Annotated in this window: 26 protein-coding genes; 13 read left to right on the forward strand and 13 right to left on the reverse strand. The window is 62.3% G+C overall.

The window, feature by feature from the left end:
- Positions 1-72: 72 nt before the first annotated feature.
- The 10 genes from JBO08_RS25450 to nrdR form a co-directional block, all read right to left on the reverse strand.
- Entirely contained in the window at positions 73-861 is a 789-nt protein-coding gene (locus JBO08_RS25450; RefSeq protein WP_065873717.1) for a cobalamin-binding protein, read from the reverse strand.
- Entirely contained in the window at positions 858-1,277 is a 420-nt protein-coding gene (locus JBO08_RS25455) for an MFS transporter (protein WP_065891191.1), read from the reverse strand. Before JBO08_RS25455 ends, JBO08_RS25450 begins: the two co-directional genes overlap by 4 nt.
- Positions 1,274-1,891, reverse strand: coding sequence for a GTP cyclohydrolase II (gene ribA, locus JBO08_RS25460; protein ID WP_065873737.1), 618 nt, complete (start codon positions 1,889-1,891; stop codon positions 1,274-1,276). The genes JBO08_RS25455 and ribA overlap by 4 nt, the downstream gene beginning before the upstream one ends.
- Before the next feature lie 133 nt (positions 1,892-2,024).
- The gene (gene thiL, locus JBO08_RS25465; protein ID WP_065873719.1) at positions 2,025-2,993 is read right to left on the reverse strand and encodes a thiamine-phosphate kinase; all 969 of its coding nucleotides are present in this window, start codon (positions 2,991-2,993) and stop codon (positions 2,025-2,027) included.
- Between the two features lie 16 nt (positions 2,994-3,009).
- Complete coding sequence (gene nusB / locus JBO08_RS25470) at positions 3,010-3,510, reverse strand: transcription antitermination factor NusB (protein WP_065873720.1); 501 nt, start codon at positions 3,508-3,510, stop codon at positions 3,010-3,012.
- Positions 3,507-3,983, reverse strand: a complete 477-nt coding sequence (gene ribE / locus JBO08_RS25475; RefSeq protein WP_003194576.1) for a 6,7-dimethyl-8-ribityllumazine synthase — start codon at positions 3,981-3,983, stop codon at positions 3,507-3,509. Before ribE ends, nusB begins: the two co-directional genes overlap by 4 nt.
- Positions 3,984-4,073: 90 nt before the next feature.
- On the reverse strand, positions 4,074-5,165 hold the full coding sequence (gene ribBA / locus JBO08_RS25480) for a bifunctional 3,4-dihydroxy-2-butanone-4-phosphate synthase/GTP cyclohydrolase II (RefSeq protein WP_065873721.1): 1,092 nt from the start codon (positions 5,163-5,165) through the stop codon (positions 4,074-4,076).
- A gap of 15 nt (positions 5,166-5,180) precedes the next feature.
- Positions 5,181-5,843, reverse strand: coding sequence for a riboflavin synthase (locus tag JBO08_RS25485; RefSeq protein WP_065908997.1), 663 nt, complete (start codon positions 5,841-5,843; stop codon positions 5,181-5,183).
- Positions 5,844-5,891: 48 nt separating this feature from the next.
- On the reverse strand, positions 5,892-7,028 hold the full coding sequence (gene ribD / locus JBO08_RS25490) for a bifunctional diaminohydroxyphosphoribosylaminopyrimidine deaminase/5-amino-6-(5-phosphoribosylamino)uracil reductase RibD (protein WP_065873723.1): 1,137 nt from the start codon (positions 7,026-7,028) through the stop codon (positions 5,892-5,894).
- Positions 7,025-7,495 (reverse strand): transcriptional regulator NrdR, encoded by a 471-nt coding sequence (gene nrdR, locus JBO08_RS25495; protein ID WP_049713467.1) that lies wholly within the window; start codon positions 7,493-7,495, stop codon positions 7,025-7,027. Before nrdR ends, ribD begins: the two co-directional genes overlap by 4 nt.
- A 140-nt stretch (positions 7,496-7,635) precedes the next feature.
- Between nrdR and JBO08_RS25500 the strand changes: the two genes are divergently transcribed.
- Genes JBO08_RS25500 through trxA form a run of 3 tightly spaced genes read left to right on the forward strand, consistent with a single transcriptional unit; the run spans position 7,636 to position 9,673 of the window.
- The gene (locus JBO08_RS25500; RefSeq protein ID WP_065873724.1) at positions 7,636-8,091 is read left to right on the forward strand and encodes a YbaY family lipoprotein; all 456 of its coding nucleotides are present in this window, start codon (positions 7,636-7,638) and stop codon (positions 8,089-8,091) included.
- Positions 8,088-8,768 (forward strand): methyltransferase, encoded by a 681-nt coding sequence (locus JBO08_RS25505; RefSeq protein WP_065881119.1) that lies wholly within the window; start codon positions 8,088-8,090, stop codon positions 8,766-8,768. The genes JBO08_RS25500 and JBO08_RS25505 overlap by 4 nt, the downstream gene beginning before the upstream one ends.
- A 32-nt stretch (positions 8,769-8,800) precedes the next feature.
- Positions 8,801-9,673, forward strand: coding sequence for a thioredoxin (trxA, locus tag JBO08_RS25510; RefSeq protein ID WP_065873726.1), 873 nt, complete (start codon positions 8,801-8,803; stop codon positions 9,671-9,673).
- On the opposite strand, the gene JBO08_RS25515 is transcribed toward trxA, so the two are convergent.
- The gene (locus JBO08_RS25515; RefSeq protein ID WP_220075160.1) at positions 9,670-10,011 is read right to left on the reverse strand and encodes a hypothetical protein; all 342 of its coding nucleotides are present in this window, start codon (positions 10,009-10,011) and stop codon (positions 9,670-9,672) included. The two genes, trxA and JBO08_RS25515, sit on opposite strands and share 4 nt — an antisense overlap.
- A 136-nt stretch (positions 10,012-10,147) precedes the next feature.
- Between JBO08_RS25515 and JBO08_RS25520 the strand changes: the two genes are divergently transcribed.
- The 5 genes from JBO08_RS25520 to JBO08_RS25540 all read left to right on the forward strand — a co-directional run bounded on the left by JBO08_RS25520 (position 10,148) and on the right by JBO08_RS25540 (position 14,185).
- Positions 10,148-10,741, forward strand: a complete 594-nt coding sequence (locus tag JBO08_RS25520; RefSeq protein WP_220075159.1) for a DUF2796 domain-containing protein — start codon at positions 10,148-10,150, stop codon at positions 10,739-10,741.
- A 149-nt stretch (positions 10,742-10,890) separates the two neighbouring features.
- A complete protein-coding gene (locus JBO08_RS25525; RefSeq protein WP_065873729.1) occupies positions 10,891-11,601 on the forward strand; it encodes an ABC transporter ATP-binding protein in 711 nt (236 codons plus the stop codon).
- 1 nt (position 11,602) lies between these two features.
- Positions 11,603-12,868 carry an ABC transporter permease gene (locus JBO08_RS25530; protein ID WP_027605183.1) on the forward strand — a complete coding sequence of 422 codons (1,266 nt, stop codon included), beginning with the start codon at positions 11,603-11,605 and terminating at the stop codon, positions 12,866-12,868.
- An 11-nt stretch (positions 12,869-12,879) separates the two neighbouring features.
- Positions 12,880-13,392 (forward strand): DUF3299 domain-containing protein, encoded by a 513-nt coding sequence (locus JBO08_RS25535; protein ID WP_065873730.1) that lies wholly within the window; start codon positions 12,880-12,882, stop codon positions 13,390-13,392.
- 94 nt (positions 13,393-13,486) lie between these two features.
- Positions 13,487-14,185, forward strand: a complete 699-nt coding sequence (locus tag JBO08_RS25540) for an OmpW family protein (RefSeq protein ID WP_065873731.1) — start codon at positions 13,487-13,489, stop codon at positions 14,183-14,185.
- Positions 14,186-14,353: 168 nt separating this feature from the next.
- On the opposite strand, the gene JBO08_RS25545 is transcribed toward JBO08_RS25540, so the two are convergent.
- A complete protein-coding gene (locus JBO08_RS25545) occupies positions 14,354-15,238 on the reverse strand; it encodes a sugar nucleotide-binding protein (protein WP_220075158.1) in 885 nt (294 codons plus the stop codon).
- 142 nt (positions 15,239-15,380) lie between these two features.
- Here JBO08_RS25545 and JBO08_RS25550 point away from each other — a divergent pair, with 142 nt between their 5' ends.
- On the forward strand, positions 15,381-19,631 hold the full coding sequence (locus tag JBO08_RS25550; RefSeq protein ID WP_220075157.1) for a DEAD/DEAH box helicase: 4,251 nt from the start codon (positions 15,381-15,383) through the stop codon (positions 19,629-19,631).
- Positions 19,632-19,756: 125 nt separating this feature from the next.
- On the opposite strand, the gene JBO08_RS25555 is transcribed toward JBO08_RS25550, so the two are convergent.
- On the reverse strand, positions 19,757-21,862 hold the full coding sequence (locus JBO08_RS25555; protein WP_065879550.1) for a mechanosensitive ion channel family protein: 2,106 nt from the start codon (positions 21,860-21,862) through the stop codon (positions 19,757-19,759).
- Between the two features lie 177 nt (positions 21,863-22,039).
- Here JBO08_RS25555 and JBO08_RS25560 point away from each other — a divergent pair, with 177 nt between their 5' ends.
- From JBO08_RS25560 to JBO08_RS25575, 4 genes are read left to right on the forward strand one after another with little or no spacing between them, the layout of a single operon-like run.
- A complete protein-coding gene (locus JBO08_RS25560; protein ID WP_065872577.1) occupies positions 22,040-22,966 on the forward strand; it encodes a DUF72 domain-containing protein in 927 nt (308 codons plus the stop codon).
- On the forward strand, positions 22,963-23,739 hold the full coding sequence (locus JBO08_RS25565) for an endonuclease/exonuclease/phosphatase family protein (RefSeq protein ID WP_065872578.1): 777 nt from the start codon (positions 22,963-22,965) through the stop codon (positions 23,737-23,739). Before JBO08_RS25560 ends, JBO08_RS25565 begins: the two co-directional genes overlap by 4 nt.
- Complete coding sequence (gene clsB / locus JBO08_RS25570) at positions 23,736-24,998, forward strand: cardiolipin synthase ClsB (protein WP_065872579.1); 1,263 nt, start codon at positions 23,736-23,738, stop codon at positions 24,996-24,998. The genes JBO08_RS25565 and clsB overlap by 4 nt, the downstream gene beginning before the upstream one ends.
- Positions 24,988-25,944 carry a lysylphosphatidylglycerol synthase domain-containing protein gene (locus JBO08_RS25575; protein ID WP_065872580.1) on the forward strand — a complete coding sequence of 319 codons (957 nt, stop codon included), beginning with the start codon at positions 24,988-24,990 and terminating at the stop codon, positions 25,942-25,944. The genes clsB and JBO08_RS25575 overlap by 11 nt, the downstream gene beginning before the upstream one ends.
- Positions 25,945-25,953 lie beyond the last annotated feature (9 nt).

Here is a 25,953-nt window from a genome sequence, read left to right on the forward strand (position 1 = left end):
ATCGCAGGCAAGCCAGCTCCCACATTTGGAATGCGTTTCCCTGTGGGAGCTGGCTTGCCTGCGATAGCGGTGTCACAGGTCAGGTGCAATCACCTGACACAACCTCGCCACCGCCTCCAACATCTGCCCACTGGGCCGCTCCAGGCCTTTGTCCGGAACCACCCGCACCCGCGTCGCCATCGACGGCCAGACCTTCCAGGCCTCCTTCTGCGCCTGATCCCCCACCAGAATCAACTCGGGATCACGCTGCAACACCGACTCGATATTCACCTGCGGCGCGGGCAGCGTGAGGTCGTCAAACACATTGCGCGTGCCGCACACACTCAAGGCATCACTGATGATCTGCCCGCCGCCCACGGTGTACAGCGGCTGGTTCCACACTTGGTAGAACACCCGCAACGGTTCGGCCCGCTGATAACGCTGACGCAGTTCGGCCAGGCGCTGGCGCAACTGTGCAGCCAACTGCCGACCGGCTTCAGGCCGACCTAATTGTTCGGCGATGGCCTGCACTTGGGTGGTGAGTTGTTCAAGGCTGTGGGGTTCGGCGACGTACACCGGAATGTTCAGGCGCTGCAACTGCTCACGCTGGGCCGGGCCGACACTGCCGGGCCACAGCAGGATCAGGTCGGGCTTGAGACTGAGCAGGCGCTCCATGTCCAGTTGGCCGTAACGCCCCACCGACGGTACTTGCGCCAAGGCTGCCGGGCGATCGCCGCCGTCGAGCACGCCCACCAGCAGGTCGGCAGCGCCCAGTTCAGCGACGATTTCAGACAGCGATGGCGCCAGGCTGATCACGCGTTCGGCAGCCAACGCCTGGGCACTCAATGCCAGCAGCAGGAACGCCAGCCAGTGACACCTCATCCCAATTGACGGGGGATGCGGTAGAGGTAAAACAGCACGAGTGTCGATAGCACCAGCAGGAACAGCGGCACGGCTTCAAGGCCGACAAACACCGCCAACGCACCGATCCAGGCTGGCACGGCGGCAACCAGCAACGCCGCGCGCCGACGCGCCGCCAAGGTAATCCAGGCAGCCGGTTCTTCGGGGGTATCGAGGGCTTTGGAGGTCGCGATCAACGCATGTTTATAGCCGTTGAAGTAGCGCAGGCTGAGGAACATCGAGGCCACGCCGGCAATAAAGAACGGCATGGCGAGCACCGGCAGCAAGGACTGGGCCTTGCCAAATACCAGGTTGATCACGAACAAAGGGAGCAGCGCCAGCGCCAGGTACTGCCACCAATTGAAGGACAGTCGCCGTTTCACCTGGCCACGAGTCACGCGCGGTCGACCTCGCCCTGGTGCTCGTTGCCCATCATGTGGTCGAGCTTGCTGGCCTTGGTGGCCAGGTAGAGCTTGTTATGCGGGTTGTGCCCGGTGTGCAACGGCACGCGCTCGGCAACGGTGATGCCCATTTCGGTCAAGGCTTTGACCTTGCGCGGGTTATTGGTCATCAGGCGCAGGGATTTGACGCCCAGATACTCCAACATCGGCAGGCAGATCGCGTAGTCACGCTGATCGGCGGCGAAGCCCAGGCGCTCGTTGGCCTCCACGGTATCGGCACCGCCATCTTGCAGCTCGTAGGCGCGGATCTTGTTCATCAGGCCAATGCCGCGGCCTTCCTGACGCAAGTACAGCAGCACGCCACGGCCTTCGCGCGCGATAGCTCGCATAGCCGCTTCAAGTTGCGAACCGCAGTCGCAACGCTGGCTGAACAGTGCATCGCCGGTCAGGCATTCGGAGTGCACACGCCCAAGCACCGGCGCGCCATCCGCGATATCGCCCAGGCTAAGCACAACGTGCTCGCGCCCGGTGGCTTCTTCAAGAAAGCCGCTCATGGTGAACGTGGCAAAAGGGGTAGGCAGCTTGGAAGCGGCGACGAAAACGATGGGCACCATGTGCTCCTGATTTCAGTTTTTACAGAGGCGGCCATTGTAACAGCACGTTCCTACAGACGCTTAAGCTGAATTATCGCTGATAAAGATCAATCGGTTTGATTGGCCTTTGTTCAGCTTCTATGCAGCGCTGCTATTCACGCGTCTCGCGAAAGTGTTGATAGCCACGGATGGCGGGGGTGATGTCCTGTCCGTTAGCGTCGAGCAGCGTCACGCCCTGTCCCGCCTCGACTCGGCCGATCACATGGATCGGCCAGCCGGCGGCCTGCAGCGGCGCCAATTCGGCGGATGGCAGGGTAAACGCCAGCACGTAGTCGTCGCCCCCGCTCAACGCCGCCACGCGTGCCTGGTCATCGCCGACAAACGCCAGCAGCGCCCCGGACAAGGGCAACTGTTGACGCTCGATCAGCAGGCTGACAGACGAAGCCTTGGCGATATGCCCGCAATCGGCCAGAAGCCCGTCGGAAATATCCATCGCGGACGTCGCCTTGCCGCGCAGTGCCAGGCCCAAGGCCAACTGCGGTTGTGGCGACCAGTAATGCGCCAGCAACGGCTCGGCGATGGCCGCGTCAGCGCTGCGCTGCCCCAACACCAGCGGCAAGGCCCCGGCGGCATTACCCAGCTCGCCGCCGACACACAGCAGGTCACCCGGCCGCGCACCGCTGCGGGTCAAGGCTTGCCCGGCCGGCACACGACCAAACACGGTCAGGGTCAGGCTGAGGGGCCCGCGTGTGGTATCGCCGCCCACCAGGCCCACGCCGCAGCGTTGCGCCATGAGGTTCAAACCCAGGGCATAGCGTTGCAGCCAATCGGCATCAACCGTCGGCGTGGTAAGGGCAAGGGTAAACGCGAGGGGGTTGGCACCCATGGCAGCCAGGTCGCTCACCGCCACCGCCAACGAGCGTTGGCCGAGCAGGAAGGGGTCGCAGGGGTCCGAAAAGTGCACCCCGGCCACCAATGTATCGGTAGAAATTGCCAGTTGCTCCCCGGCAGGGAGCGCCAGCAAAGCGCAGTCGTCGCCGATCCCCAAGGCAATGCCTTCGCCGCCTTGCGCACAAGGCGCGGCGGCGAAGTAGTTGCGGATCAGCTCAAACTCGCCCACAGGACTCAAGCGCCGGTTAGCGCTTGTACGCCTTCACTTCGGCTTCACGCAGGCGCGGGGCCAGCTTGTCGAGCACGCCGTTGACGAACTTGTGGCCGTCGGTCGAACCGTAGACTTTCGCCAGTTCGATGCCTTCGTTGATCACTACGCGGTACGGCACATCGACGCGATACAGCAGTTCCCAGGTGGACAGGCGCATCACGCACAGTTCAACCGGGTCCAGTTCTTCGATGGTCAGGTCCAGGCAAGGTGCCAGGGCCGTGTCGATCTCGCTCAGGTGCGCATACACACCGTGCAGGATGTCGTGGAAGTACGGCAGGTCGGCGAAGGTGAAATCGTTGTCGACGCGAAACTGCGCTTCGATTTCGTTCAGCGAGGCGCCCGCCATCTGACGCTGATACAGCGCCTGGGTGGCCAGTTGACGAGCAGCGCGACGCTTCTCGTTCTTGGACGGCTTACCGGCGTCGGCTGGACGCTCGTCGCGTGGGTTGAAACGATCGCTCTCGTCGGAAATCACTTGGCCTCCAACTGCGACAGCAGGCTGACCATTTCCAGGGCGGACAGGGCAGCTTCAGCGCCTTTGTTACCGGCCTTGGTGCCGGAACGCTCGATGGCTTGCTCGATGGAATCAACGGTCAGTACGCCGAAGGCGACCGGCACGCCGAACTCCATGGACACCTGGGCCAGGCCCTTGGTGCATTCGCCAGCCACGTATTCGAAGTGCGGAGTACCGCCACGAATGACCGCGCCCAGGGCGATGATGGCCGCGTATTCACCCTGTTGAGCAACTTTTTGCGCAACCAGTGGAATTTCGAAGGCGCCAGGGGCACGGATAAGGGTGATATCGCTTTCGCTCACACCGTGGCGAACCAGGGCGTCCACGGCACCGCTCACCAGGCTTTCAACCACGAAGCTGTTGAAGCGGCCAACTACCAGGGCGTAGCGGCCTTTGGGGGCGATGAAGGTACCTTCGATGGTCTTCAGGGTCATTCGACAAATCTCTTAAAGAGCCGGGACGCGTGTATGACGCGCCCCTTAGTGATATTTGAACCGCAAACAAGGGGCGACAATCGCCGGCCTTTATTCGGAGGGCACGTATTCTACTACTTCCAGGTCGAAACCGGATATCGCATTAAATTTCATGGGTGCACTCATCAAGCGCATTTTGCGCACGCCCAGGTCACGCAGGATCTGCGAACCGGCACCGACGATGCTATAGGTGGTCGGTTTTTTCACCGCCACGTGGTCAGCCGTTTCGCGGATATGCGCCAGCAATACATCGCCGTCGACCGGATTACCCAGCAACAACACCACACCGCTACCCGCCTCGGAGACCGCAGCCATGGCGGCGCGCAGGCTCCAACGGCCCGGTTGCTTGACCATCAGCAGGTCACGCAGCGGGTCCATGTTGTGCACGCGCACCAAGGTTGGTTCGTCTGCACAGATGGTGCCCAGGGTCAGGGCCATGTGCACGTCGCCTTCCACTGAATCACGGTAGGTCACCAAATTGAATTGGCCCAGTTCGCTGTCCAGTGGCTGCTCGGCAATCCGCTGAACGGTACGTTCGTGGATCATCCGGTAGTGAATCAGGTCGGCAATGGTGCCGACCTTGATGTTGTGTTCGGCGGCAAAGGCTTCCAGTTCAGCACGGCGAGCCATGGTGCCGTCGTCGTTCATCACTTCGCAGATCACCCCGCTCGGTTCGAAACCGGCCATGCGCGCCAGGTCGCAGGCGGCTTCAGTATGGCCGGCGCGAGCCAGGGTGCCGCCCGGCTGGGCCATCAGCGGGAAGATGTGGCCTGGGCTGACGATGTCTTCGGCCTTGGCGTCTTTGGCGGCGGCGGCTTGCACGGTGCGCGCACGGTCAGCAGCAGAGATACCGGTGGTGACGCCGGTGGTGGCTTCAATCGATACGGTGAACTTGGTGCCAAAACCCGAGCCATTGCGCGGCGCCATCAATGGCAGCTTGAGCAATTCGCAGCGCTCACGGCTCATAGGCATGCAAATCAGCCCACGGGCATGCTTGGCCATGAAGTTGATGTGCTCAGCCTGGCAGGCCTCGGCGGCCATGATGATGTCGCCTTCGTTCTCGCGGTCTTCGTCATCCATCAGGATGACCATCTTGCCTTGGCGGATGTCTTCAACCAGTTCTTCGATGCTATTGAGCGCCACGTGGCACCCCCTTGGTCAGGATTTCAGGTAGCCATTAGCGGCCAGAAAACTTTCGGTGATGTTACTGGCAGCAGGCTCTGCGGCCTTGTCGCCCAGCAATAGGCGCTCCAGATAACGGGCAAGCAAGTCGACTTCAAGGTTCACCCGGCGACCCGGCTGGTACGACGCCATGATGGTTTCGCTCAGGGTGTGGGGAATAATGGTCAGTTCAAATTCGGCGCCGTTCACGGCGTTCACGGTCAGGCTGGTACCGTCGACGGTGATCGAGCCTTTGTGGGCAATGTATTTGGCCAACTCTTTGGGCGCGCGGATGCGGAATTCCACGGCCCGCGCGTTTTCGCTGCGCGCCACGACTTCGCCGACGCCGTCGACGTGGCCGCTGACCAGGTGGCCGCCGAGGCGGGTGGTCGGCGTCAGGGCTTTTTCCAGGTTGACCGGGCTGCCGGCCTTAAGGTCACTCATCGCGGTGCAGTCCAGGGTTTCCCGGCTGACGTCGGCGGCAAAACCGTTGCCCGGCAGCTCGATGACGGTCAGGCACACGCCACTGACGGCGATACTGTCGCCCAGCTTGACGTCGCCCAGGTCGAGCTTGCCGGTTTCAACCAGCAGGCGTACATCGCCGCCTTTGGGGGTCATTGCACGGATGCTGCCGATGGATTCGATAATGCCGGTGAACATTTCGTTCTCCTGAAAACGGGGGGCTGACGCTCAAGCGCAGGCCGGGAATTATACGCTCGCTGCGGGGAGCGGGATGGCAGTGACTCGCCAGTCGTCGCCAACAGCGCGCATTTCAGTGATCTTGAGTTGGGGGGCGTCGGCGAGTTTCTCAAGCGGCCAGTCCAGCAAAGGCCGGGCGGCGGAGCCAAGGAACTTGCCGGCGACGAATATCACGTATTCATCCACCAGGCCTTGCTGGGCGAACGCGCCCGCCAGGCTTGGGCCGGCTTCTACCAGCACGTCATTGACGCCGCGGGCAGCCAGCGCAACCAGTGCTGAGCGCAGGTCGACCTGGCCCTCGACGCCCGGCACCACCAGGCACTCGGGGCCACGGGGGAACTGGTTTTCCGCGGTCACGCACGTGATGACCAACGCCGGGCCGGCCTTGAAGAACGGCGCATTGAGCGGCACGCGCAAGCGGCCATCGATCAGCACGCGCAACGGCGGGCGCGACATCGCCAGGGCAGTCGTGGCTTCGTCCAGGCCGAGCTCGGCGGCGCGTACGGTCAAGCGCGCACCGTCCGCCAACACTGTGTCGGCGCCCGTCAGCACCACGCTGGCCTCGGCGCGCAGGCGCTGTACCGCGGCGCGGGCGGCGGGGCCGGTGATCCATTGGCTTTCGCCGCTGGCCATCGCGGTGCGACCGTCCAGGCTCATCGCCAATTTGACCCGCACGAAAGGCAGGCCGTGTTCCATGCGCTTGAGGAAACCCTTGTTGAGGGCCCTGGCTTCACCTTCCAACACACCGCTGCGCACCTCGATCCCAGCCTGGGCCAGGCGCTGCATGCCGCGCCCGGCGACTTCCGGGTTAGGGTCCTGCATCGCCGCAACCACCCGCGCCAACCCGGCGCTCACCAACGCATCGGCGCACGGCGGGGTGTGACCATAGTGGCTGCAAGGTTCAAGGGTTACGTAGGCCGTGGCACCGCGAGCCTTGTTACCCGCTGCGCGCAGGGCATGCACTTCGGCATGGGGCTCGCCGGTACGCACATGCCAGCCTTCGCCGACAATCTGCCCATCACGCACAATCACGCAACCTACCCGTGGGTTGGGATGGGTGGTGTACAAGCCATTGCGTGCAAGTTCCAGGGCGCGGGCCATGTAATGGGCGTCGAGCACTGCCTGTTCAGCAGAAGGTGGGTTCATTCTTTGGCAGGCTCACGGGCCAGGCGGTCGATCTCTTCACGGAACTCATTGAGGTCCTGGAAGCGTCGATACACCGAGGCGAAACGGATATAGGCAACTTCGTCGAGCTTTTGCAGCTCGCCCATTACCAGCTCTCCAACTACCAGGCTCTTGACCTCGCGTTCGCCGGTCGCCCGCAGCTTGTGCTTGATGTGCACCAGCGCCGCTTCCAGCCGCTCGACACTCACCGGGCGTTTTTCCAGGGCGCGCTGCATACCGGCGCGTAATTTATCTTCGTCGAAAGGCTGGCGGCTGCCGTCGGACTTGATCAGACGTGGCAATACCAGTTCGGCGGTTTCGAAGGTGGTGAAACGTTCACCGCAGCCAGAGGCCAGGCATTCGCGCCGGCGACGCACTTGATCGCCCTCGGCGACCAGACGCGAGTCAATGACCTTGGTGTCGTTGGCACCGCAGAAGGGACAGTGCATGGTTGGCAGGCAACAAATAAAGGGAGGGCCATGGTAGCGCATCCCCGTGGCAAGACAAGCCATAGCCTTTACGGTATATAGGCTGACTATTATGTTTCATATCTTTTAAGCCACGGATTTTGTCCTTTCTGGAGCCGTACATGCAGTTACGACCACTTGTTTTGCTCACCCTTTTCAGTTTTCTGGTCGCCTGCAGCAGCGAAGCCCCCAAGCCGGCCGCACCTCAACCGACACCAGCGCAAGAGAAAAAAGTCCCAGGGATTGAAGACATGGGCCCCCTGCCTGCCTATCAGCGGGAAATCAGCGGCAGCCTGACCAACGTGCCGGCGGGTGCCGAAGTCGAGATGGCCTTGTTGGTCATCGACGACCGTTCGCGCCCGCAACAACTGCTCGCCAGCAGTGTATTGAGCGGCAACGGCAAGCCCTTGGCCTTCCGCCTGCGCTACAACCCCGAAGCCTTCCCAGCCGGTGCGCGGGTTGAACTGCGTGGCCGCGCCAGCCAGTCCGGCCAGTTGATCCTGCACCTGCCTGCCGTACTGATCACCCAGGCAATCACCCAGACCACCGGCCCCCTGCAACTCGTCAAGGCACCATGACGCCACCGCTGGACCTGCAAGCGGCGCTGAGCGAACTGATCGGCGACGCGCAACTGGTGCCCTGCCCACTGCCGGGTACCGAGCTGTCTTTGTGGCTGCTGGATGCAGACAACATGGATCGCGCCTTCAGCCCCGAGGAAACCCGGCGCATCCTGCATGAACCGCCTTACTGGAGTTTTTGCTGGGCCAGTGGTTTGGCGCTGGCGCGGTATCTGGCGGCGAATCCTGAGTGGGTCGCCGGCAAGCGCGTGCTGGATTTTGGCGCGGGTTCCGGTGTGGCCGGGATTGCGGCGACTAAAGCGGGCGCGCTGGAAGTAGTCGCCTGCGACCTGGACCCGCTGGCCTTGGCATCCTGCCGGGCGAATGCCGAGCTTAATGGCGTGGAACTGGGTTATTCAGCGGACTTTTTCGCGGAAGCGGACCGCTTCGACCTGATCCTGGTGGCTGACGTGCTCTACGACCGGGCGAACCTGCCGCTGCTGGACCAGTTCCTGACCCGTGGCCGCGAAGCGTTGGTGGCGGATTCGCGGGTGCGGGACTTTCAGCACCCGGATTATCAACGGCTGGAGACTCTGGATGCGCTGACGTTGCCGGACTTGGCGGAGCCTTGGGAGTTTCGCAAGGTGAGCCTGTACCATTCGCGGCGCACTTTCAGCCAGGCTCGCCAGCCCTTATAGTTGCCCCATTCCCGCTTTATTCGAGACGCCCCATGAGTGAGCCCACGCCGTACATCTTCGACGTTACTACTGCCACCTTCGACCAGGCGGTGATCCAGAACTCCTTCGAAAAACCCGTGCTGGTGGATTTCTGGGCCGAGTGGTGCGCGCCGTGCAAGGCGTTGATGCCGATGCTCGCGAAAGTTGCCGAGAGTTATCAGGGCGAGCTGCTGCTGGCCAAGGTTGATTGCGAGGCCGAGCAGGACATCGTCGCGCGTTTTGGCATTCAAAGCCTGCCGACGGTGGTGCTGTTCAAGGATGGCCAGCCGGTGGACGGTTTTGCCGGTGCGCAGCCGGAGTCGGCGGTGCGGGCGCTGTTGGAGCCGCATGTGCAGATGCCGCCGCCAGCGGCGGCGGATCCGTTGGAGCAGGCCCAGGCGCTGTTTGCCGAAGGTCGCATCAGCGATGCCGAAGCGGTGCTGGTCGCGCTGTTGGGCGAGGACAACACCAACGCCGCCGCACTGATCCTATATGCACGCTGCCTGGCCGAGCGCGGTGAGTTGGGCGAAGCCCAGGCCGTGCTGGACGCCGTGAAAAGCGACGACCACAAAGCCGCCCTCGCCGGGGCCAAGGCGCAGATCACTTTCCTGCGCCAGGCTGCCGACCTGCCGGATGCCGCCGACTTGAAAAGCCGCCTGGCGCAAAATCCGCAGGACGATGAAGCGGCTTACCAGCTGGCGATCCAGCAACTGGCGCGCCAGCAGTACGACGCGGCGCTGGAAGGTTTGCTCAAGCTGTTCATCCGCAACCGCAGCTACAGCGAAGGCCTGCCGCACAAGACCTTGCTGCAGGTGTTCGAACTGCTGGGCAATGATCACCCGCTGGTGACCGTGTACCGCCGCAAGCTGTTTGCCGCGCTGTATTAATCGCCGACCCAACTGTACAGCGGCGTATCACCGCCGCTGGCCACTTTCACCTTGGCGCTATGGCGCAGGCGCACCAACAGGCGCTTGCCCGCCGAGGCGTCCCCCGCCAAGCCTTCCAACTGGTCGAGCAGTTCGAGGCCACTGAGTTGCCCGGCCTCGCGCAACAGATCCTGAGCGTTCTGCCACAGGTCATCATTCTGCTTTATCGGCGTAACTGTGGGCGTACTCGGTGCTGGGGCGGCCTGCAATTGCGCGCCCAGGCGTGCCCAATCAGCGTCGTCCAGCTCCAGGGTCAAGTCCACCGGCAGGTCGCCGACCGTTCCACGAATTCGCAACATCGTCGTTACTCCTGCACATTTTCCGACAGGCATGCTCCCATGCGGCTTGCGCAACGCCAAGCAGACGGTCAAACTCCCGGCACTATTGTTATAAGATCACATAACAAAACTTTCCTCTTCGCTCGGGAGTTTCACCATGCGCCGTCTGTTGCTTGCTTTGCCGTTTGCCCTGCTGCCACTGGCGGTCGCCCATGCTCACGACGATCACGACCATGAACACGGCAGCCTCGGCGCCCATGAACACGGCGTTGGTCGCCTCAATGCGGTGCTCGACGGCCAAGCCCTTGAACTAGAGTTGGACAGCCCGGCGATGAACCTGGTGGGTTTCGAACACGTGGCCACCAGCGCGGCGGACAAAGCCAAAGTCGCCGCTGCACGTAAACAGCTGGAAAGCCCTGTCGCCCTGTTCAATTTGCCCAAGGCCGCCGGCTGCGTCGTCAGCACCCAGGAACTCAACAGCCCGTTGTTCGGCGACAAGCCCGAAGCCGACCATGACGATGACGATGACGATGACGCCAAAGACGGCGCCCACGAGCACCATCACGACCACAGCGAGATCCACGCCCATTACCAGTTCACCTGCGCCACGCCGACAGCCTTGAGCAATCTCGACCTGAGCCAAGTGTTCAAGACCTTCCCCGCCACCCAGAAAATTCAGGTACAACTGATCGGCCCGAGCGGTCAGCAAGGTGTTGAAGCGACGGCCACAGCAGCCACCGTTAAATTCTGATTTGAAAATGCGGTCACTGTGGGAGCTGGCTTGCCTGCGAACGGATCGCCTCGGTATGTCTGGAAAAACCGAGTCGCCCGCATCGCAGGCAAGCCAGCTCCCACAACGGATCGGCGCCATTTTCTACAACCAGGCACTACTGATTTAACATGACCCAAGCATTGATCGAACTGTCTGACCTGGGCTTTAACTGGCCCGGGCACCCACAGTTGCTGGACATCCCCGCTTTCCGCCTGGAAGCAGGTGAAACCCTGTTTCTGAAGGGCCCGAGCGGCAGTGGCAAAACCACGCTACTGGGCCTGCTCGGCGGCGTACAGAAACCCAGCCAGGGCAGCATCCGATTGCTCGGCCAGGAGCTGACCGAACTGTCGGCCGGCGCCCGCGACCGCTTCCGTGTCGACCACACCGGCTACATCTTCCAGCAGTTCAACCTGCTGCCGTTCCTGTCGGTGCGCGAGAACGTCGAGTTGCCCTGCCACTTTTCCACGCTGCGCGCGCAGCGGGCGAAACAACGTCACGGCAGTGTCGACCGCGCCGCCGCGACCTTGCTGGCGCACCTGGGTTTGAAAGACAAAGACCTGCTGGAACGCCGCGCCGACTCGCTGTCCATCGGCCAGCAACAACGGGTGGCCGCCGCTCGCGCGCTGATCGGTCAACCCGAGTTGGTGATCGCCGACGAGCCCACCTCGGCCCTGGACTACGACGCCCGCGAAGCGTTCCTTCAGCTGTTGTTCGCTGAATGCCGCGAAGCCGGCGCCAGCCTGTTGTTTGTCAGCCATGACCAAAGCCTGGCCGCGCTGTTCGACCGCCACCTGTCGCTGGCCGAACTCAATCGCGCCGCCACGCCCGCAGAGGTTTGAGATGTATCTGTTCCGACTAGCCATGGCCAGCCTGGCTAACCGCCGCTTTACCGCGATCCTCACCGCATTCGCCATCGCCCTGTCTGTGTGCCTGCTGCTGGCCGTGGAACGCGTGCGTGTCGAGGCGCGCAACAGTTTCGCCAGCACCATCAGCGGCACCGACCTGATCGTCGGCGCCCGCTCCGGCTCGGTGAACCTGCTGCTGTATTCGGTGTTTCGCATCGGCAATGCCACCAACAATATCCGCTGGGACAGCTACGAGCACTTCGCCGCCAGCCCCCAGGTGAAATGGGCGATCCCGATTTCCTTGGGTGATTCCCACCGCGGCTACCGCGTGATGGGCACCAACGAGTCCTACTTCGAGCACTACCAATACGGTCGCAAGCAAAACCTTGAACTGGCCAGCGGCCGCGCCTTCGCCACCGACCCGTTCGAAGTGGTGCTCGGCGCCGAAGTGGCTGACGCACTGCACTACAAACTCGGCGACAAACTGGTGCTGGCCCATGGCGTGGCGGTGGTCAGCCTGGTCAAGCACGATGACAAACCCTTCACCGTGGTCGGCATCCTCAAGCGCACCGGCACGCCGGTGGACCGTACCTTGCACATCAGCCTCGGCGGCATGGAGGCGATCCATATCGACTGGCACAACGGCGTGCCGGCTCAAGGCAAAGGCCGCATCAGCGCCGATCAAGCGCGCAACATGGACCTCACGCCGCAGGCCATTACCGCGTTCATGCTTGGGCTGAACAACAAGATTTCCACCTTCGCCCTGCAACGGGAGATCAACGAATTCCGTGGTGAGCCGATGCTGGCGATCCTGCCGGGCGTGGCGCTGCAAGAACTGTGGAGCATGATGGGCACCGCTGAAAAAGCGCTGTTTGTGATCTCACTGTTCGTGGTGCTCACGGGCCTGATCGGCATGCTCACGGCGATCCTCACCAGCCTCAACGAGCGCCGTCGCGAAATGGCGATCCTGCGCTCGGTGGGCGCACGGCCATGGCATATTGCGACCTTGCTGATCTTTGAAGCCTTTGCCCTGGCGCTGTCCGGCGTGATCGCGGGCGTGGGCCTGCTGTACGTGTGCATCGCCGCCTCGCGCGGTTACCTGCAGGCCAATTACGGCCTGGACCTGCCCATGTCGTGGCCCAGCGAATATGAATGGACGCTGCTCGCCGGTATCCTGGCCGCCGCGCTGTTGATGGGCAGCGTGCCCGCGTGGCGCGCCTATCGACAATCCCTGGCCGACGGCCTGTCCATACGTTTATGAGGAAGGCCTTGATGCGTCGCGCCCTCGCTGCACTGTTTTTGCTGGTGGCCCTGCCCGCCTGGGCCGCCGAGCCCAAGGAACTGACCTGGTCGGAGCTGATCCCGCCGGATGCCATGCCCGAAGTGCCCAATATGCAGCCGCTGCACAACCTGTCCGGCATGGCGGATGCACTGGAGTCGGCACCGGCGGCCAAGCAGGAAATGCCCCACGCGCCTGTGGTGCAAAGCCTTGATGGCAAGCGCATCCGCCTGCCCGGTTATATCGTGCCGCTGGAAGTCGGCGAAAACGGCCGCACCACTGAATTCTTGCTGGTGCCGTATTTCGGCGCGTGCATCCACGTTCCGCCACCGCCATCGAACCAGATCGTGCACGTTAAAAGTGAAGTCGGCGTGAAGCTCGATGAGCTGTATCAACCGTACTGGATCGAAGGCGCGATGCGGGTCAAACCGTCCACCAGCGAACTGGCCGACGCCGGTTACCAGATGGATGCCGAGAAGATTTACATCTACGAGCTGCCGGAATAGCGCTGATCGCCCTTTCATTGAGCTGAGTCAAAAGATCGAGCGGAACGATCTTTACCATTGGACGTACAACTTTTAACGTCCTTTTGGAGCTCCCATGAACAAGTCTCTGCTCGGCGCGTCCCTCTTCGCGCTCGCCCTCGCTGCCCCTGTCGCACACGCTCACGAAGCGGGCGACATTCTGGTTCGCGCCGGTGCAATCACCGTGAATCCGAAAGCTGACAGCAGCACCGTCAAAGTTGACCAAGGCCCATTGGCCGGCGCCAACCTGGGCGGCAAGGCGACCATGAGCAGCGACACCCAACTGGGCCTGAACTTCGCCTACATGCTGACCAACCACGTCGGTATCGAACTGCTGGCCGCCACGCCGTTCGAGCACGACGTGAAGATCAAAGGCACCGCCCTAGGCGCCGCCAACGGCAAGCTCGGCACCCTGAAACACCTGCCGCCAACACTGAGCGTCGTGTACTACCCGTTGGATAACAAATCGGCCTTCCAACCTTACGTAGGCGCCGGTATCAACTACACCTGGATCTACGACGAGCACGTCGGCAGCCGTGCCCAAGGCGCAGGTTTCAGCAACTTCAAGGCTGAAAACTCCTGGGGCTGGGCTGCACAGATCGGCGCGGACTACATGATCAACGACAAGTGGATGATCAACGCCCAGGCGCGCTACATCGACATCAGCACCAAGGCCACCGTGGAAAACAACGCCGTGGCACCTGGCACTCGCGCCAAGGTCAATGTGGACGTGGACCCGATGGTTTACATGGTGGGTATTGGTTACAAGTTCTAATCCCGACCTAAGCAACACTGCATAACCAAATGTGGGAGGGGGGTTGTGTGGGAGCCGGGCTTGCCCGCGATGCAGACACCTCGGTGTATCAGTGATACCGAGGTGATGCTATCGCAGGCAAGCCAGCGCCCACACAAGCCCCCTCCCACATTTTGGTTTTGCGTGTAGTCAGCTGTGCCGATAGAACCGATCCAGCAACGCCGGCAACCCCGCCCGCCACGCCCGTGGCTTGATGCCAAAGGTATGGAGGATTTTCTTGCAGGCGAGCACCGCGTGTTGCGGTTCTTCACTTGCATCCGGCCGGGCCGCATGGGCCTGGGCGGTGGGGGATTCGATCGCCAACGGATGAAAGTTGCGCGCTTCTGTGAGGATCGCCTGGCCCAGCGCCAACGGCGTGGTCGCCTCATGGCCCGCGTAGTGGTAAGTGCCCCACAACGGCGCCGCGCAATCGAGTTGCTTGAGCACCGAAATGATCACCCGCGCCGCATCGTCCACTGGCGTCGGGTTGCCGCGCCGGTCGTCAGCCATCAGTAATTCATCGGTTTTTTCGGCCCGGGCCAGGAAGCGCCCGAGGGTGCCGTCGACGCTGTCATCCAGCAGCCAGCCAAACCGCAGCAACACATGTTGCGGGCAAGTGGCGCGCACGCTTTGTTCGATACGCCACAACGCCTGGCCGCGCAGGCCCAGGGGCACCGGCTCGTCTTTTTCGCTGTAGGCGGTGGCGCGAGAGCCATCGAACACGCGGTAGCTGGACGGTTGCAGCAAAGTGATGTTGTGGTGCTGGCACAGCTCGGCCAGACGCTCAATGGCGAACTCCTGGGAGGCCAGGCGCGTTTCGCTGACCGCTTCGGCCTGGAACCAGTCGAAATAGTAGGCGAGGTTGATCAACGCATCGGGACGGGTGTCGTCGAGCAATTGGGTGAGGCTCGCGGCATCCCAGCCGTCTTGGGGCGGTTTGGGTGCGAGGAAACCAATGTCTTCCTCTGCACCGAGGCGAATCAGCGCCTGCCCGAGGGCATTCCCGCCGCCCAGTAACATAAGGCGCATTCGCATAGATTGAGCAGGCCCGGTCTGTTTAGAACGATGGTTATTCAGGTATTTGTCAGAATCGTTGCATTTTGCGGGTTTGTAGCGCAACCGTCACGGACAAACTGCGCGATTGCAACTTGTTGGAGCGGGCGGTATCAATCACTCCATGAACCTTCCTGAATCCACCGACAGCGCATTGAACGGCTTCCACCCCGCCGTCAGTGCCTGGTTCCGCAGCACCTTCCCTTCGGTGACAAGCGCCCAGGCCCAGGCATGGCCGCTGATCCGCCAACGCCAATCGACGCTGATCGCCGCGCCCACCGGCTCCGGCAAGACGCTCACAGCCTTTCTGGCAGTGCTGGATGACTTGGTCCAGCAAGGATTGGCGAACGGCGGGCAACTGCCGGATGAAACCCTGGTGGTCTACGTGTCGCCGCTGAAGGCGCTGTCCAACGACATCCAGATCAACCTGCAGAATCCGCTTGCCGGGATCACTCAACACTTACAGAACCAGGGCCTGCCGCCGCTGGTGATCCGCACCGCCGTGCGCACGGGCGACACCCCGCAAAAAGACCGCGTGCAGATGCGCAAGCGCCCGCCGCACATTCTGGTGACCACTCCGGAATCGCTCTACGTGCTGCTGGGCTCGGACTCCGGTCGGCAAATGCTCGCCAGCACGCGCACGGTGATCGTCGATGAAATCCACGCCATCGCGGCCGGCAAACGTGGCAGCCATTTGGCGTTGAGCCTGGAGCGCCTACAAGCGCTGTGTGCCGAGCCGCTGACGCGCATTGGCTTGTCGGCCACGCAAAAGCCCATCGATGCGGTGTCACGTTTCCTGGTGGGTACGGGTCGCCCCTGCGCGATTGTGGACATTGGCCACGCGCGCCCGCGCGACCTGAATATCGAGGTGCCGCCGGTCCCGCTCTCGGCAGTAATGGCCAACGATGTGTGGGAGTTGGTCTACGACCGTCTCGCCGAATTGGCCCGCGAGCACCGCACCACGCTGGTGTTCGTCAACACCCGCCGTCTGGCCGAACGCCTGGCCCGGCATTTGAGCGAACGCCTGGGCAAAACCGCCGTGGCCGCTCACCACGGCAGCCTGGCCAAGGAAATGCGCCTGGACGCCGAACAACGGCTCAAGGCCGGTGAGCTGCAAGTGCTGATCGCCACCGCGTCCCTGGAGCTGGGGATTGATATCGGCGACGTGGATTTGGTCTGTCAGATCGGCTCGCCCGGCTCCATCAACGGTTTTCTGCAAAGAGTGGGACGCTCCGGCCACCAGGTCGGCGGCACACCCAAAGGTCGCTTGTTCGCCACCACGCGCGACGACTTGATCGAATGCGCCGCGCTGCTCGATTGCGTACGTCGGGGTGAGCTGGACACCTTGCACATACCGGTCGCGCCGTTGGACGTGCTGGCCCAACAGATCATCGCCGAGGTCAGCGCCCAGGAATGGTCGGAGCAGGCCTTGCTCGACCTGATCCGCCGCGCCGCGCCCTACGCCGAGCTGGATGAACGCCATTACCAAGCGCTGCTGCAGATGCTCAGCGACGGCTACAACGGCCGCCAGGGCATCCGCAGCGCCTACCTGCACCGCGACGCCCTGACCCGCACCCTGCGCGGTCGGCGCGGCGCCAAACTCACTGCCGTGACCAGCGGCGGCACCATTCCCGATAATGCCGACTACAGCGTGTTGCTCGAACCCCAGAGCCTGAACATCGGCAGCGTCAACGAAGACTTTGCAGTGGAAAGCATCGCTGGGGATATCTTCCAGCTCGGCAATACGTCCTACCGAATCCTGCGGGTCGACGCCGGCAAGGTGCGCGTCGAGGATGCCCATGGCCAGCCGCCGACCATTCCGTTCTGGCTCGGCGAAGCGCCGGGGCGCAGCAACGAATTATCGGCGGCGGTGGCGCGCTTGCAGGGCCAATTGGACGCGCTGCTCAGCGCCACGCCCGGCAACCTGCAAGCCGCGCAGGACTGGCTTATCGAAACCCTCGGCCTGAACCGCGCCAGCGCCGAACAAATCCTCGATTACCTGGCGCGCACACGCTTGGCCCTGAGCGCCCTGCCGTCCCAGGACACGTTGATCATGGAGCGTTTCTTCGACGCGTCCGGCGGCACCCAACTGATCATCCACACGCCGTTCGGCAGCCGCGTCAACCGCGCCTGGGGCCTGGCCTTGCGCAAGCGTTTTTGCCGCACCTTCAATTTCGAATTGCAGGCCGCCGCCAGCGAAAATGCGATCGTGCTGTCGCTGTCCACCAGCCACAGTTTCGAGCTGGACGAGGTGTGGCGTTACCTCAACAGCCACAGCGCCGAACATATCCTGATCCAGGCCGTGCTGGAGGCGCCGCTGTTCGGCGTGCGCTGGCGCTGGAATGCCGGTGTGGCCCTGGCATTACCGCGCTTTACCGGCGGGCGCAAGGTGGCGCCGCAGATCCAGCGCATGAAAAGCGAAGACCTGATCGCCAGTGTGTTTCCCGACCAGATCGCCTGCCTGGAAAACCTCGCCGGCGAGCGCGAAGTGCCTGAACACCCGCTGGTCGAGCAAACCCTCGACGACTGCCTGCACGACGCCATGGACAGCGAGGCCTGGCTGGCCCTGCTGCGGCGCATGGAGCGCGGCGACGTGCGCCTGATCAGTCGCGACCTGCCGGCGCCCTCGCCGATGGCCGCCGAAATACTCAGTGCGCGCCCCTATACTTTTCTTGACGATGCGCCGCTAGAAGAGCGCCGCACCCAGGCCGTGCTCAACCGACGCTGGAGCGACCCGCAAAGCACCGACGACCTCGGCGCGCTGGATGCTGACGCTATTGCCGGCGTGCGCGAAGAAGCCTGGCCGGCACCCAACGGGCTGGATGAAATGCATGAGGCGTTGATGAGCCTGGCGTGTATCGCCGCTGCCGAAGTCTCCCCGCCATGGGCGCAATGGCTGCACGCCTTGGCCAAGAGCGGTCGTGCCTTTCAATTGCACAATGGCCTATGGGTTGCCGTTGAACGCTTGAGTTGCTTGCAGGCGATCTACCCCAACGACTTGCCGCTGTTACCTGGTTTCGATGAGCCCTGGACCTTTGATGAGGCCGTGGTAGAAGTGCTGCGCGCACGCCTCGGTGGGTTCGGCCCGCTGAGCCTGAGCGAGATCGCCCCGCCACTGGCCTTGCCAGAAACTGACGTGCTCCAGGCGCTGGCCCGCCTGGAGCAGGAAGGCTATGTGTTACGCGGCCATTTCAGCCCTGCTGCCACTGAGGAGCAATGGTGCGAACGCCACCTGCTGGCGCGTATTCATCGCTATACAGTCAAGCGCCTGCGCCGGGAAATCGAGCCGGTGGCGCTGCAGGACTTCATGCGGTTTCTGTTCGATTGGCAGCACTTGTCCGACGGCACACGCGGTCAGGGCAGCGCGATGTTGCCGCAGATCGTCGCGCAGTTTGAAGGGTATGCCGCCGCCACGTCCGCCTGGGAGAGCGACCTGCTCAGCGCACGGCTCAAGGATTACGCCTCCACCTGGCTCGACGACCTGTGCCGCAGCGGCAAACTGGTGTGGACGCGTTTGAGCAACAAGGCCGGCGCCATGGCATTACGCAGTACGCCTGTGGTGTTACTGCCGCGCAGCCAGGTGGGACTGTGGAGCGGACTGACCGACCTCACCGACGCCACCACACTGTCGCCCAAGGCGCAGAAGGTGCATCAAGCCCTGCGCGACCACGGCGCGCTGTTTTTTGATGAGTTGGTGCACGAGGCCCACTTGCTGCGCAGCGAACTGGAAAGCGCCTTGCAGGAACTGGTCGGCGCCGGGCTGGTAAACGCCGACAGCTTCGCCGGCCTGCGCGCCCTGACCACACCCGCCAGCAAACGCCAGGCGCGCAGCAGTCGGCGTGGGCGCGGCGCGTTTATCGGCGGCATGGACGACGCCGGGCGCTGGGCCTTGGTGCGGCGTTCACCCACCGCCGCTGGCGCGCATTCGGCCGAGACGCTGGAGCATGTGGCAATGACCTTGCTGCGCCGCTATGGCGTGGTGTTCTGGCGGTTGCTCGAGCGTGAGGCGGATTGGCTACCAAGCTGGCGCGAGTTGCTGCGCACTTTTCATCGGCTGGAAGCACGCGGGGAGATTCGCGGGGGGCGGTTTGTCAGTGGGTTGGCGGGAGAACAGTTTGCGTTGCCGGAGGCGATCCCGTTGCTGCGTGAAGTGCGACGTCGGGCCCATGACGGCAGTTTGATTGTTGTGTGTGGGGCTGATCCGTTGAACTTGGTGGGTACGTTGTTGCCGGGTACCAAGGTGCCCGCGGTGAGTGGCAATCGGATCGTATATCGGGACGGGTTGCCGGCGGCGGTGATGGTGGCGGGCAAGCAGCAGGTGTTGATGGAGGTGGATCAGTTGGCGGTGCGGAATAAACTGATTAACCGTCCGTAACGTAGCAGCTGTCGAGCGCCAGCGAGGCTGCGTCGGCAGCACCGCCAAATTCGTGTCAGGCATATTATCGAGTCGCGTCCGACGCAGCCTCGCTGGCGCTCGACAGCTGCTACGGGTTGTGAAGGTTACTGAGTCCGAGGCTGCTCCGTCAGCACCACCGAAGCCGGCACCTCTGCATCCGGTTCATCCCCCTGCGGCGCACGCTTGGGCAACAACACCTGCTGTGGATAAGTCTGCGCGAAGTGCACCTCGTCACAATTATCCACTAGTTTTTTCAGCCGCTGGTTAAACGCGCGACTTACCGCGTATTGCCCGCCCGAGACCGTACGGAACTGCGCCGTCAGCACCACGCCGTTGAGGTCCATCTTGTCGACGCCAAACACCTCCAGCGGGCCTTGCAGGTTGTACTTGAGGAACACATCGTCGCGAATCGATTGCCCGGCCTCTCGGATCAATTCCACCGCCTTGTCCACGTCCGTGTCGTAGGTGAACTGCACTGAGAAGAATGCATAGGCAAACTGCCGCGACTGGTTGGTAACCGCCTTGATCTGCCCGAACGGCACCGAATGCACAAACCCCTTGCCGTCGCGCAGGCGCAGGGTACGGATAGTCAGGCCTTCGACCGTGCCGGCGTGGCCAGAGTCGAGCACCACCCAGTCGCCGATGGACAGGGTGTCTTCAATGATGATGAACAGCCCGGTGATCACATCCTGCACCAACTGCTGGGAACCAAAACCGATAGCCAGGCCGACCACGCCGGCACCGGCCAGCAGCGGTGCGACGTTGATGCCGAGGTTGGCCATGGTGGTGATTGCGCAAATCACCACCAGGATGATTTTCACCGCGTTGCGCACCAGCGGCAGGATGGTTTTCACCCGGGTGCTGGGCTGGCGGCTCGAGCGTTTGTTGACCGGCGGTTTCAGCGCTTCCTGAATCGCCGTATCCAGGACCACCCAGAACAGCCAGGTCATCAGCAGGATCAAGCCAATGCTGCTGAGGGAATCGCTGATCGCTCGACCGATCGAGTTGCGCTCGGCGAATTCAAACAGCGAGACGCCCCAGATACGCCCGAGGACTTCAATAAACCCGATCGCCATCGCGATACGCAAGATCGCGTGCAGCAAGCTGAGGAAACGCTCCTTGTAAGCACTGCTGCGCTGGATCGCCACTTGGCTGCGCGACTTGAACAGGTGTTGCAGCACAGTGCTCAGGAACACCGTGCCGATCAGCAAAATGGTGGTGAGCAGCGCGCAGCGCAGGGCTTTCTGATTATCGTCCCCGGCGCCGATCAGGTTGATCGCCGAAACCAGCACCATCAGCAGGATCGGCCAATACCAGAGCCCGGAAAATATCCGCAGCGATTGTTGCAACGCCGGGTGTTTAAGGCGCTGGGACAGCGCCCGATTACGAATCAGGTGCGCGACCGGGCGACGCAGGCGAATCACCAGCATGCCGAAAATCACCGCCGCAAACAGGCCGGTAAACACCGCAATGCCGCTGGTGATATTGCCGCCGAACTGGCGGGCGATCTGCGGGCTGGTCAGCGCATCGCTGAGGGCGGCGAGGAACCCGATCATGAACAGTGGCTTTGGGCAGTAATCGCGGATGATCTGCACGGCCGGGCGTTTATGCCCGACGTTAAACATCACGATCACGCACAGCAGGATGGACGTGGAGAAGATGCCGCTACTGGTCGCATAGGCAAAACACAACGCCAGCGCCCGGCCGATGGAGGTCGGCAAAAAATGACTGACGTAAAGCGTCAGCGGTAGACAGATCACGGCCGGGATCGTGTAGGGCATCAGATAGCCGAGTACGCCTTGCAAGCGTCCACGCCGTTCAACAAAGGGACGTTGACTGATACGCCTGACCAACATGCGCCCCAGGAAGGTCAAAAGCGCGAAGGCGCCGATCCAAACGCCGGACAACAGCAGGAAGTCCCCGGCCACGCTCCATGGCGAGCGGTCCGAGGGACGGTTGACCAGGCGCCCCACCTCATTGGCCGCACGGTCGGCGCGCAGGCGCCAGGCGTCAAGGAGGTTCTGGTTGAGATCAAGCTTGTCCTGCACATCATCGATGCTGGAGCTGATGGCCCCGAGCAGGCCGCCCTCGACCAGGATTTCCGGCTTGGCCGGCGTTTCGGCTTCAGGCGCGGCCGCCGCGGCGTGCACTGCGCCGCTGCCGCAAAACAGCAGCGCGCCGAGCAGTAATGCAGTCTTTGAATTCAGCAAAACACCGGGCTCCTTGAGGTAGGTCTGTAAGGAACTGACGGGTTTTGGCGCTGATCGTTCCCGTCTAGAACGCAATGCGCTGGGGCGTGCCGTCCGTAAGGCGCTGGAAACTTTCTCGCAAATCCCACAGTCATCCCTCCATGGAGGTCATTCGACCCATTAACCACGGGAGCAACCATGTCCGCGATTCATATCGGCATTTCCGGCTGGCGCTACACGCCTTGGCGGGGGGATTTCTACCCCGAGGGCCTGACCCAGAAACGTGAGTTGCAGTTTGCGTCACGGGCGGTCAACAGCATTGAGATCAATGGTTCGTTCTACGCGCTGCAAACGCCGCAGCGCTATGCCGAGTGGTACGCCGATACGCCGGAGCAATTCGTGTTCAGCGTCAAGGCACCGCGCTACATCACGCATATCCTGCGGTTACACGATGTGCACAAGCCCATGGCCAACTTTTTTGCCTCCGGCGTGCTGGAGCTCAAGGAGAAGCTGGGGCCGTTTCTTTGGCAATTCCCACCCAGTTTCACATTCGACCCACCGCTGTTTGAGGCTTTTCTCGCGCAGTTGCCCACCGATACCCGACAAGCCGCCGCCCTCGCCCGCCAGCATGAATCGCGGGTCAATGGCAAAGCCAGCATGAACGCCCATGGCAAAAAACCGCTGCGCCACGCGGTCGAGATTCGCCATAAGAGCTTTGCCGTTCCGGAATTTGTGCAGATGCTCGACAAATACGGCGTGGCGTTGGTGGTCGCCGACACCGCCGGCAAGTGGCCGTATCTGGAAGACGTGACCGCTGACTTCCTCTACCTGCGGCTGCACGGCGATAAAAAGCTCTACGCCAGCGGCTACACCGACGCAGCGCTTGAGCGCTGGGGCGACCGGATCGAATGCTGGCGTCACGGCAAACAACCCTCAGACGCCCATCTGATCGACCCGAAACGCAAGCCGCGCGCGCGCAAGCAGCGCGACGTGTTCTGCTTCTTCGACAACGACATCAAGGTGCGCGCGCCCTTCGATGCGCGCCAATTGCTACAACGCTTCGAGCTGGATAAAGCATTGACCACTGAGCCCGGTAAACTACCAGAATCGGGGGTGCTGCCATGACTCATCCGGAATTGATTCCCGTGACGCCCAACGTCGCCATCACGCGCTTCACCGTGCTGACGGTCAATATCCACAAGGGTTTCACTGCCTTGAATCGACGCTTCATCCTGCCTGAGCTACGTGAAGCGGTGCGCAGCGTGGGCGCCGACATGGTGTTCCTGCAAGAAATTCACGGCACCCATGAGCGCCACCCCCAGCGCTTCAGCGACTGGCCGAACATGCCGCAGTACGAGTTCCTCGCTGACAGCATCTGGCCGCAGTTCGCTTACGGGCGCAATGCGGTCTACCCACACGGCGACCATGGCAATGCGCTGCTGTCGAAATTCCAGATCGTGCGCTACGACAACCTCGACATTTCCCAAAGCGGCCATGAAAACCGTGGCCTTTTGCATTGCGTGATGCGCCTGCCGGGCACCGGCCAAGAGGTGCATGCGATCTGCATTCACTTGGGGCTGCGCGAAGTGCACCGCCAGCAGCAATTGCGCTTGATCGAACAGCGCATCAGCGAAATTCCTGCCGACGCGCCGCTGGTGGTTGCCGGTGATTTCAACGATTGGCGCCAAAAGGCCGACCTGAGCCAGAGCGGCCTGAAGGAAGTATTCATCGAAACCCAGGGCAAACCCGCGCGCACCTTCCCGGCGCGCTTGCCTCTGCTGCCGCTGGACCGGATTTATGTGCGCAATTTGAAGGTGCATAACCCCCGAGTACTGACGACACGGCCCTGGTCCCATCTATCAGACCATGTCCCCCTGTCGGTGGAGATCGAGCTATGAACGTCGCTGTAGAACATATTTCCACCGACCAGCCGCCGGACCAAACCAAGGCACGTGACCTGGATTACGGCTGGCAGAGTGGCAACCAGGTCCAATTGCTGGAGAACGGCGAAGCGTACTTCCCTGAGGTGTTCACCGCACTGCGTGAAGCCCGGCGCGAGATCCTGCTGGAGACCTTCATTCTCTTCGAGGACAAAGTGGGTAATGAGCTGCATGGCATCCTGATCGAGGCGGCGCGCCGTGGGGTCAACGTGGTGGTCAGCCTGGATGGCTTTGGCTGCGGCGAACTGAACCCGTCGTTTCTCGGCGAGCTGGCCGAGGCCGGCGTTGCGGTGCAGATGTTCGACCCCGCGCCAAAGACCCTGGGCATTCGCACCAATTGGTTTCGCCGCCTGCACCGCAAGATCGTCGTAGTGGACGCGGAGGTGGCGTTCATCGGCGGAATCAATTTCTCCGCCGACCACCTGGGCGATTACGGTCCCGAGGCCAAGCAAGATTACGCGGTGAAGGTGATCGGCCCGGCGGTAGCGGACTTGCATCATTTCGCCTTGGCCCAAAGCGGCCGCCAAGTACGCACGCGGCGCGGTTGGCGACGACGCCAGCAGCGGCCGGAGATCTGGTCGACCGATAAAGGCGACGGCCAGGTGCGCCTGATTTACCGCGACAACGCGCAGCATCGCGATGACATCGAAGAAGCGTATATCCACGCCTTGAGCAAAGCCCAGACACGCGCGGTGATCGCCAACGCCTACTTCTTCCCCGGTTACCGCCTGCTGCGGGAAATCCGCAATGCCGCGCGCCGTGGCGTGCACGTGCAATTGATCATGCAGGGCCAGCCCGATGTACTGCTGGCCAAGCTGGCGGCGCGCATGCTGTACGACTATTTGCTCAAGGACGGCGTGGTGATCCACGAGTATTGCCAGCGCCCACTGCACGGCAAAGTCGCACTGGTGGATGACGAATGGAGCACGGTGGGGTCGAGCAATCTGGACCCATTGAGCTTGTCGCTGAACCTGGAAGCCAACGTGTTGATTCGCGACCGTGCGTTCAATCAACAGCTGTATGAACGACTGGAAGCCCTGGCCAAAAACCACTGCCAGACCATGCCGGAAAACCGCAAGCCGCGCCTGTGGCTCTGGCGTTTGACCGTGGGTTTCCTGGTGTTCCATGTGATGCGTCACTTTCCTGCGCTCACCGGCTGGTTGCCCGCGCACAAGCCGCGCTTGAAACCTTTTGAGGCTCAGCGCCATGACGTCTGAAACCAAAGGCTCGCGGTTCAAGCGCTGGAAGAAGCCGCTGACCATCGCCTTCTTCTTGCTGCTGATCGTGCTGTTCACCCTGCTCGCGCGGCGCATCGATTGGAGCGAAGTGGTGCAGACCCTGGGCGACTTCAAGGTGCGCACGTTGTTGATTGCAGGCGCACTGACGCTGTGCAGTTTCCTGGTCTACGCCAGCTTCGATCTGATTGGCCGCACCTACATTCGCCAGAATCTGGTGTGGAAGCAGATCTTGCCGGTGGGCATCATCAGCTACGCCTTCAACCTCAATTTGAGCGCCTGGGTCGGCGGCATCGCCATGCGTTATCGGCTGTATTCGCGGCTGGGAGTGAGCACAGGCAATATCGCCAAGATCCTCGGTCTGAGCCTGGCCACCAATTGGTTTGGCTACATGGCGATCGCCGGGGTGGTTTTCAGCAGCGGCCTGGTCACGATGCCACCGGGCTGGAAGGTCAGCACCACGGCGTTGCAAGGCATTGGCGCGTTGTTGGTACTGGCCAGCCTGGGTTATCTGGTGGCCTGCCAGTTTTCGAAAAAGCGTGCGTGGACGATTCGCGGCATGGAAATCAACCTGCCGTCGCTACGCATGGCGTGCCTGCAGCTGATGTTGGGCGCGTTGAACTGGTCGCTCATGGCCGCGGTGATCTTCACCCTGCTGCCAGCCAAACTGGATTATCCGCTGGTGTTAGGGGTGTTGCTGATCAGCGCGATTGCCGGGGTGCTCACCCATATTCCGGCAGGGCTGGGCGTGCTGGAGGCGGTGTTCATTGCGTTGTTGCAGCATGAAGCGTCGCGGGGCAGTTTGCTCGCCGGGTTGATCGCGTATCGGGCGATCTACTTCATCTTGCCGCTGCTGATCGCGCTGGTGATGTACCTTGGCGTAGAGGCCAAGGCCAAGGCGTTGCGGGTGAAGAAAACACCGGCTTAAGACGGTGGT

It is taken from the genome of Pseudomonas sp. LAP_36, assembly GCF_019456785.1.
GTDB classification, from domain to species: domain Bacteria; phylum Pseudomonadota; class Gammaproteobacteria; order Pseudomonadales; family Pseudomonadaceae; genus Aquipseudomonas; species Aquipseudomonas tritici.

Bases quoted from the DNA above. Each gene is read 5' to 3' on its own strand.
- JBO08_RS25500 (WP_065873724.1), top strand. From the start codon at position 7,636: ATGCAGTTACGACCACTTGTTTTGCTCACCCTTTTCAGTTTTCTGGTC.
- JBO08_RS25545 (WP_220075158.1), bottom strand. From the start codon at position 15,238: ATGCGAATGCGCCTTATGTTACTGGGCGGCGGGAATGCCCTCGGGCAG.
- JBO08_RS25520 (WP_220075159.1), top strand. From the start codon at position 10,148: ATGCGCCGTCTGTTGCTTGCTTTGCCGTTTGCCCTGCTGCCACTGGCG.
- ribE (WP_003194576.1), bottom strand. From the start codon at position 3,983: ATGACCCTGAAGACCATCGAAGGTACCTTCATCGCCCCCAAAGGCCGC.
- JBO08_RS25530 (WP_027605183.1), top strand. From the start codon at position 11,603: ATGTATCTGTTCCGACTAGCCATGGCCAGCCTGGCTAACCGCCGCTTT.
- JBO08_RS25540 (WP_065873731.1), top strand. From the start codon at position 13,487: ATGAACAAGTCTCTGCTCGGCGCGTCCCTCTTCGCGCTCGCCCTCGCT.
- clsB (WP_065872579.1), top strand. From the start codon at position 23,736: ATGAACGTCGCTGTAGAACATATTTCCACCGACCAGCCGCCGGACCAA.
- JBO08_RS25515 (WP_220075160.1), bottom strand. From the start codon at position 10,011: ATGTTGCGAATTCGTGGAACGGTCGGCGACCTGCCGGTGGACTTGACC.
- JBO08_RS25485 (WP_065908997.1), bottom strand. From the start codon at position 5,843: ATGTTCACCGGCATTATCGAATCCATCGGCAGCATCCGTGCAATGACC.
- JBO08_RS25565 (WP_065872578.1), top strand. From the start codon at position 22,963: ATGACTCATCCGGAATTGATTCCCGTGACGCCCAACGTCGCCATCACG.
- JBO08_RS25560 (WP_065872577.1), top strand. From the start codon at position 22,040: ATGTCCGCGATTCATATCGGCATTTCCGGCTGGCGCTACACGCCTTGG.
- JBO08_RS25550 (WP_220075157.1), top strand. From the start codon at position 15,381: ATGAACCTTCCTGAATCCACCGACAGCGCATTGAACGGCTTCCACCCC.
- trxA (WP_065873726.1), top strand. From the start codon at position 8,801: ATGAGTGAGCCCACGCCGTACATCTTCGACGTTACTACTGCCACCTTC.
- JBO08_RS25535 (WP_065873730.1), top strand. From the start codon at position 12,880: ATGCGTCGCGCCCTCGCTGCACTGTTTTTGCTGGTGGCCCTGCCCGCC.
- JBO08_RS25505 (WP_065881119.1), top strand. From the start codon at position 8,088: ATGACGCCACCGCTGGACCTGCAAGCGGCGCTGAGCGAACTGATCGGC.
- JBO08_RS25575 (WP_065872580.1), top strand. From the start codon at position 24,988: ATGACGTCTGAAACCAAAGGCTCGCGGTTCAAGCGCTGGAAGAAGCCG.
- JBO08_RS25525 (WP_065873729.1), top strand. From the start codon at position 10,891: ATGACCCAAGCATTGATCGAACTGTCTGACCTGGGCTTTAACTGGCCC.
- JBO08_RS25450 (WP_065873717.1), bottom strand. From the start codon at position 861: ATGAGGTGTCACTGGCTGGCGTTCCTGCTGCTGGCATTGAGTGCCCAG.
- ribD (WP_065873723.1), bottom strand. From the start codon at position 7,028: ATGAACCCACCTTCTGCTGAACAGGCAGTGCTCGACGCCCATTACATG.
- nrdR (WP_049713467.1), bottom strand. From the start codon at position 7,495: ATGCACTGTCCCTTCTGCGGTGCCAACGACACCAAGGTCATTGACTCG.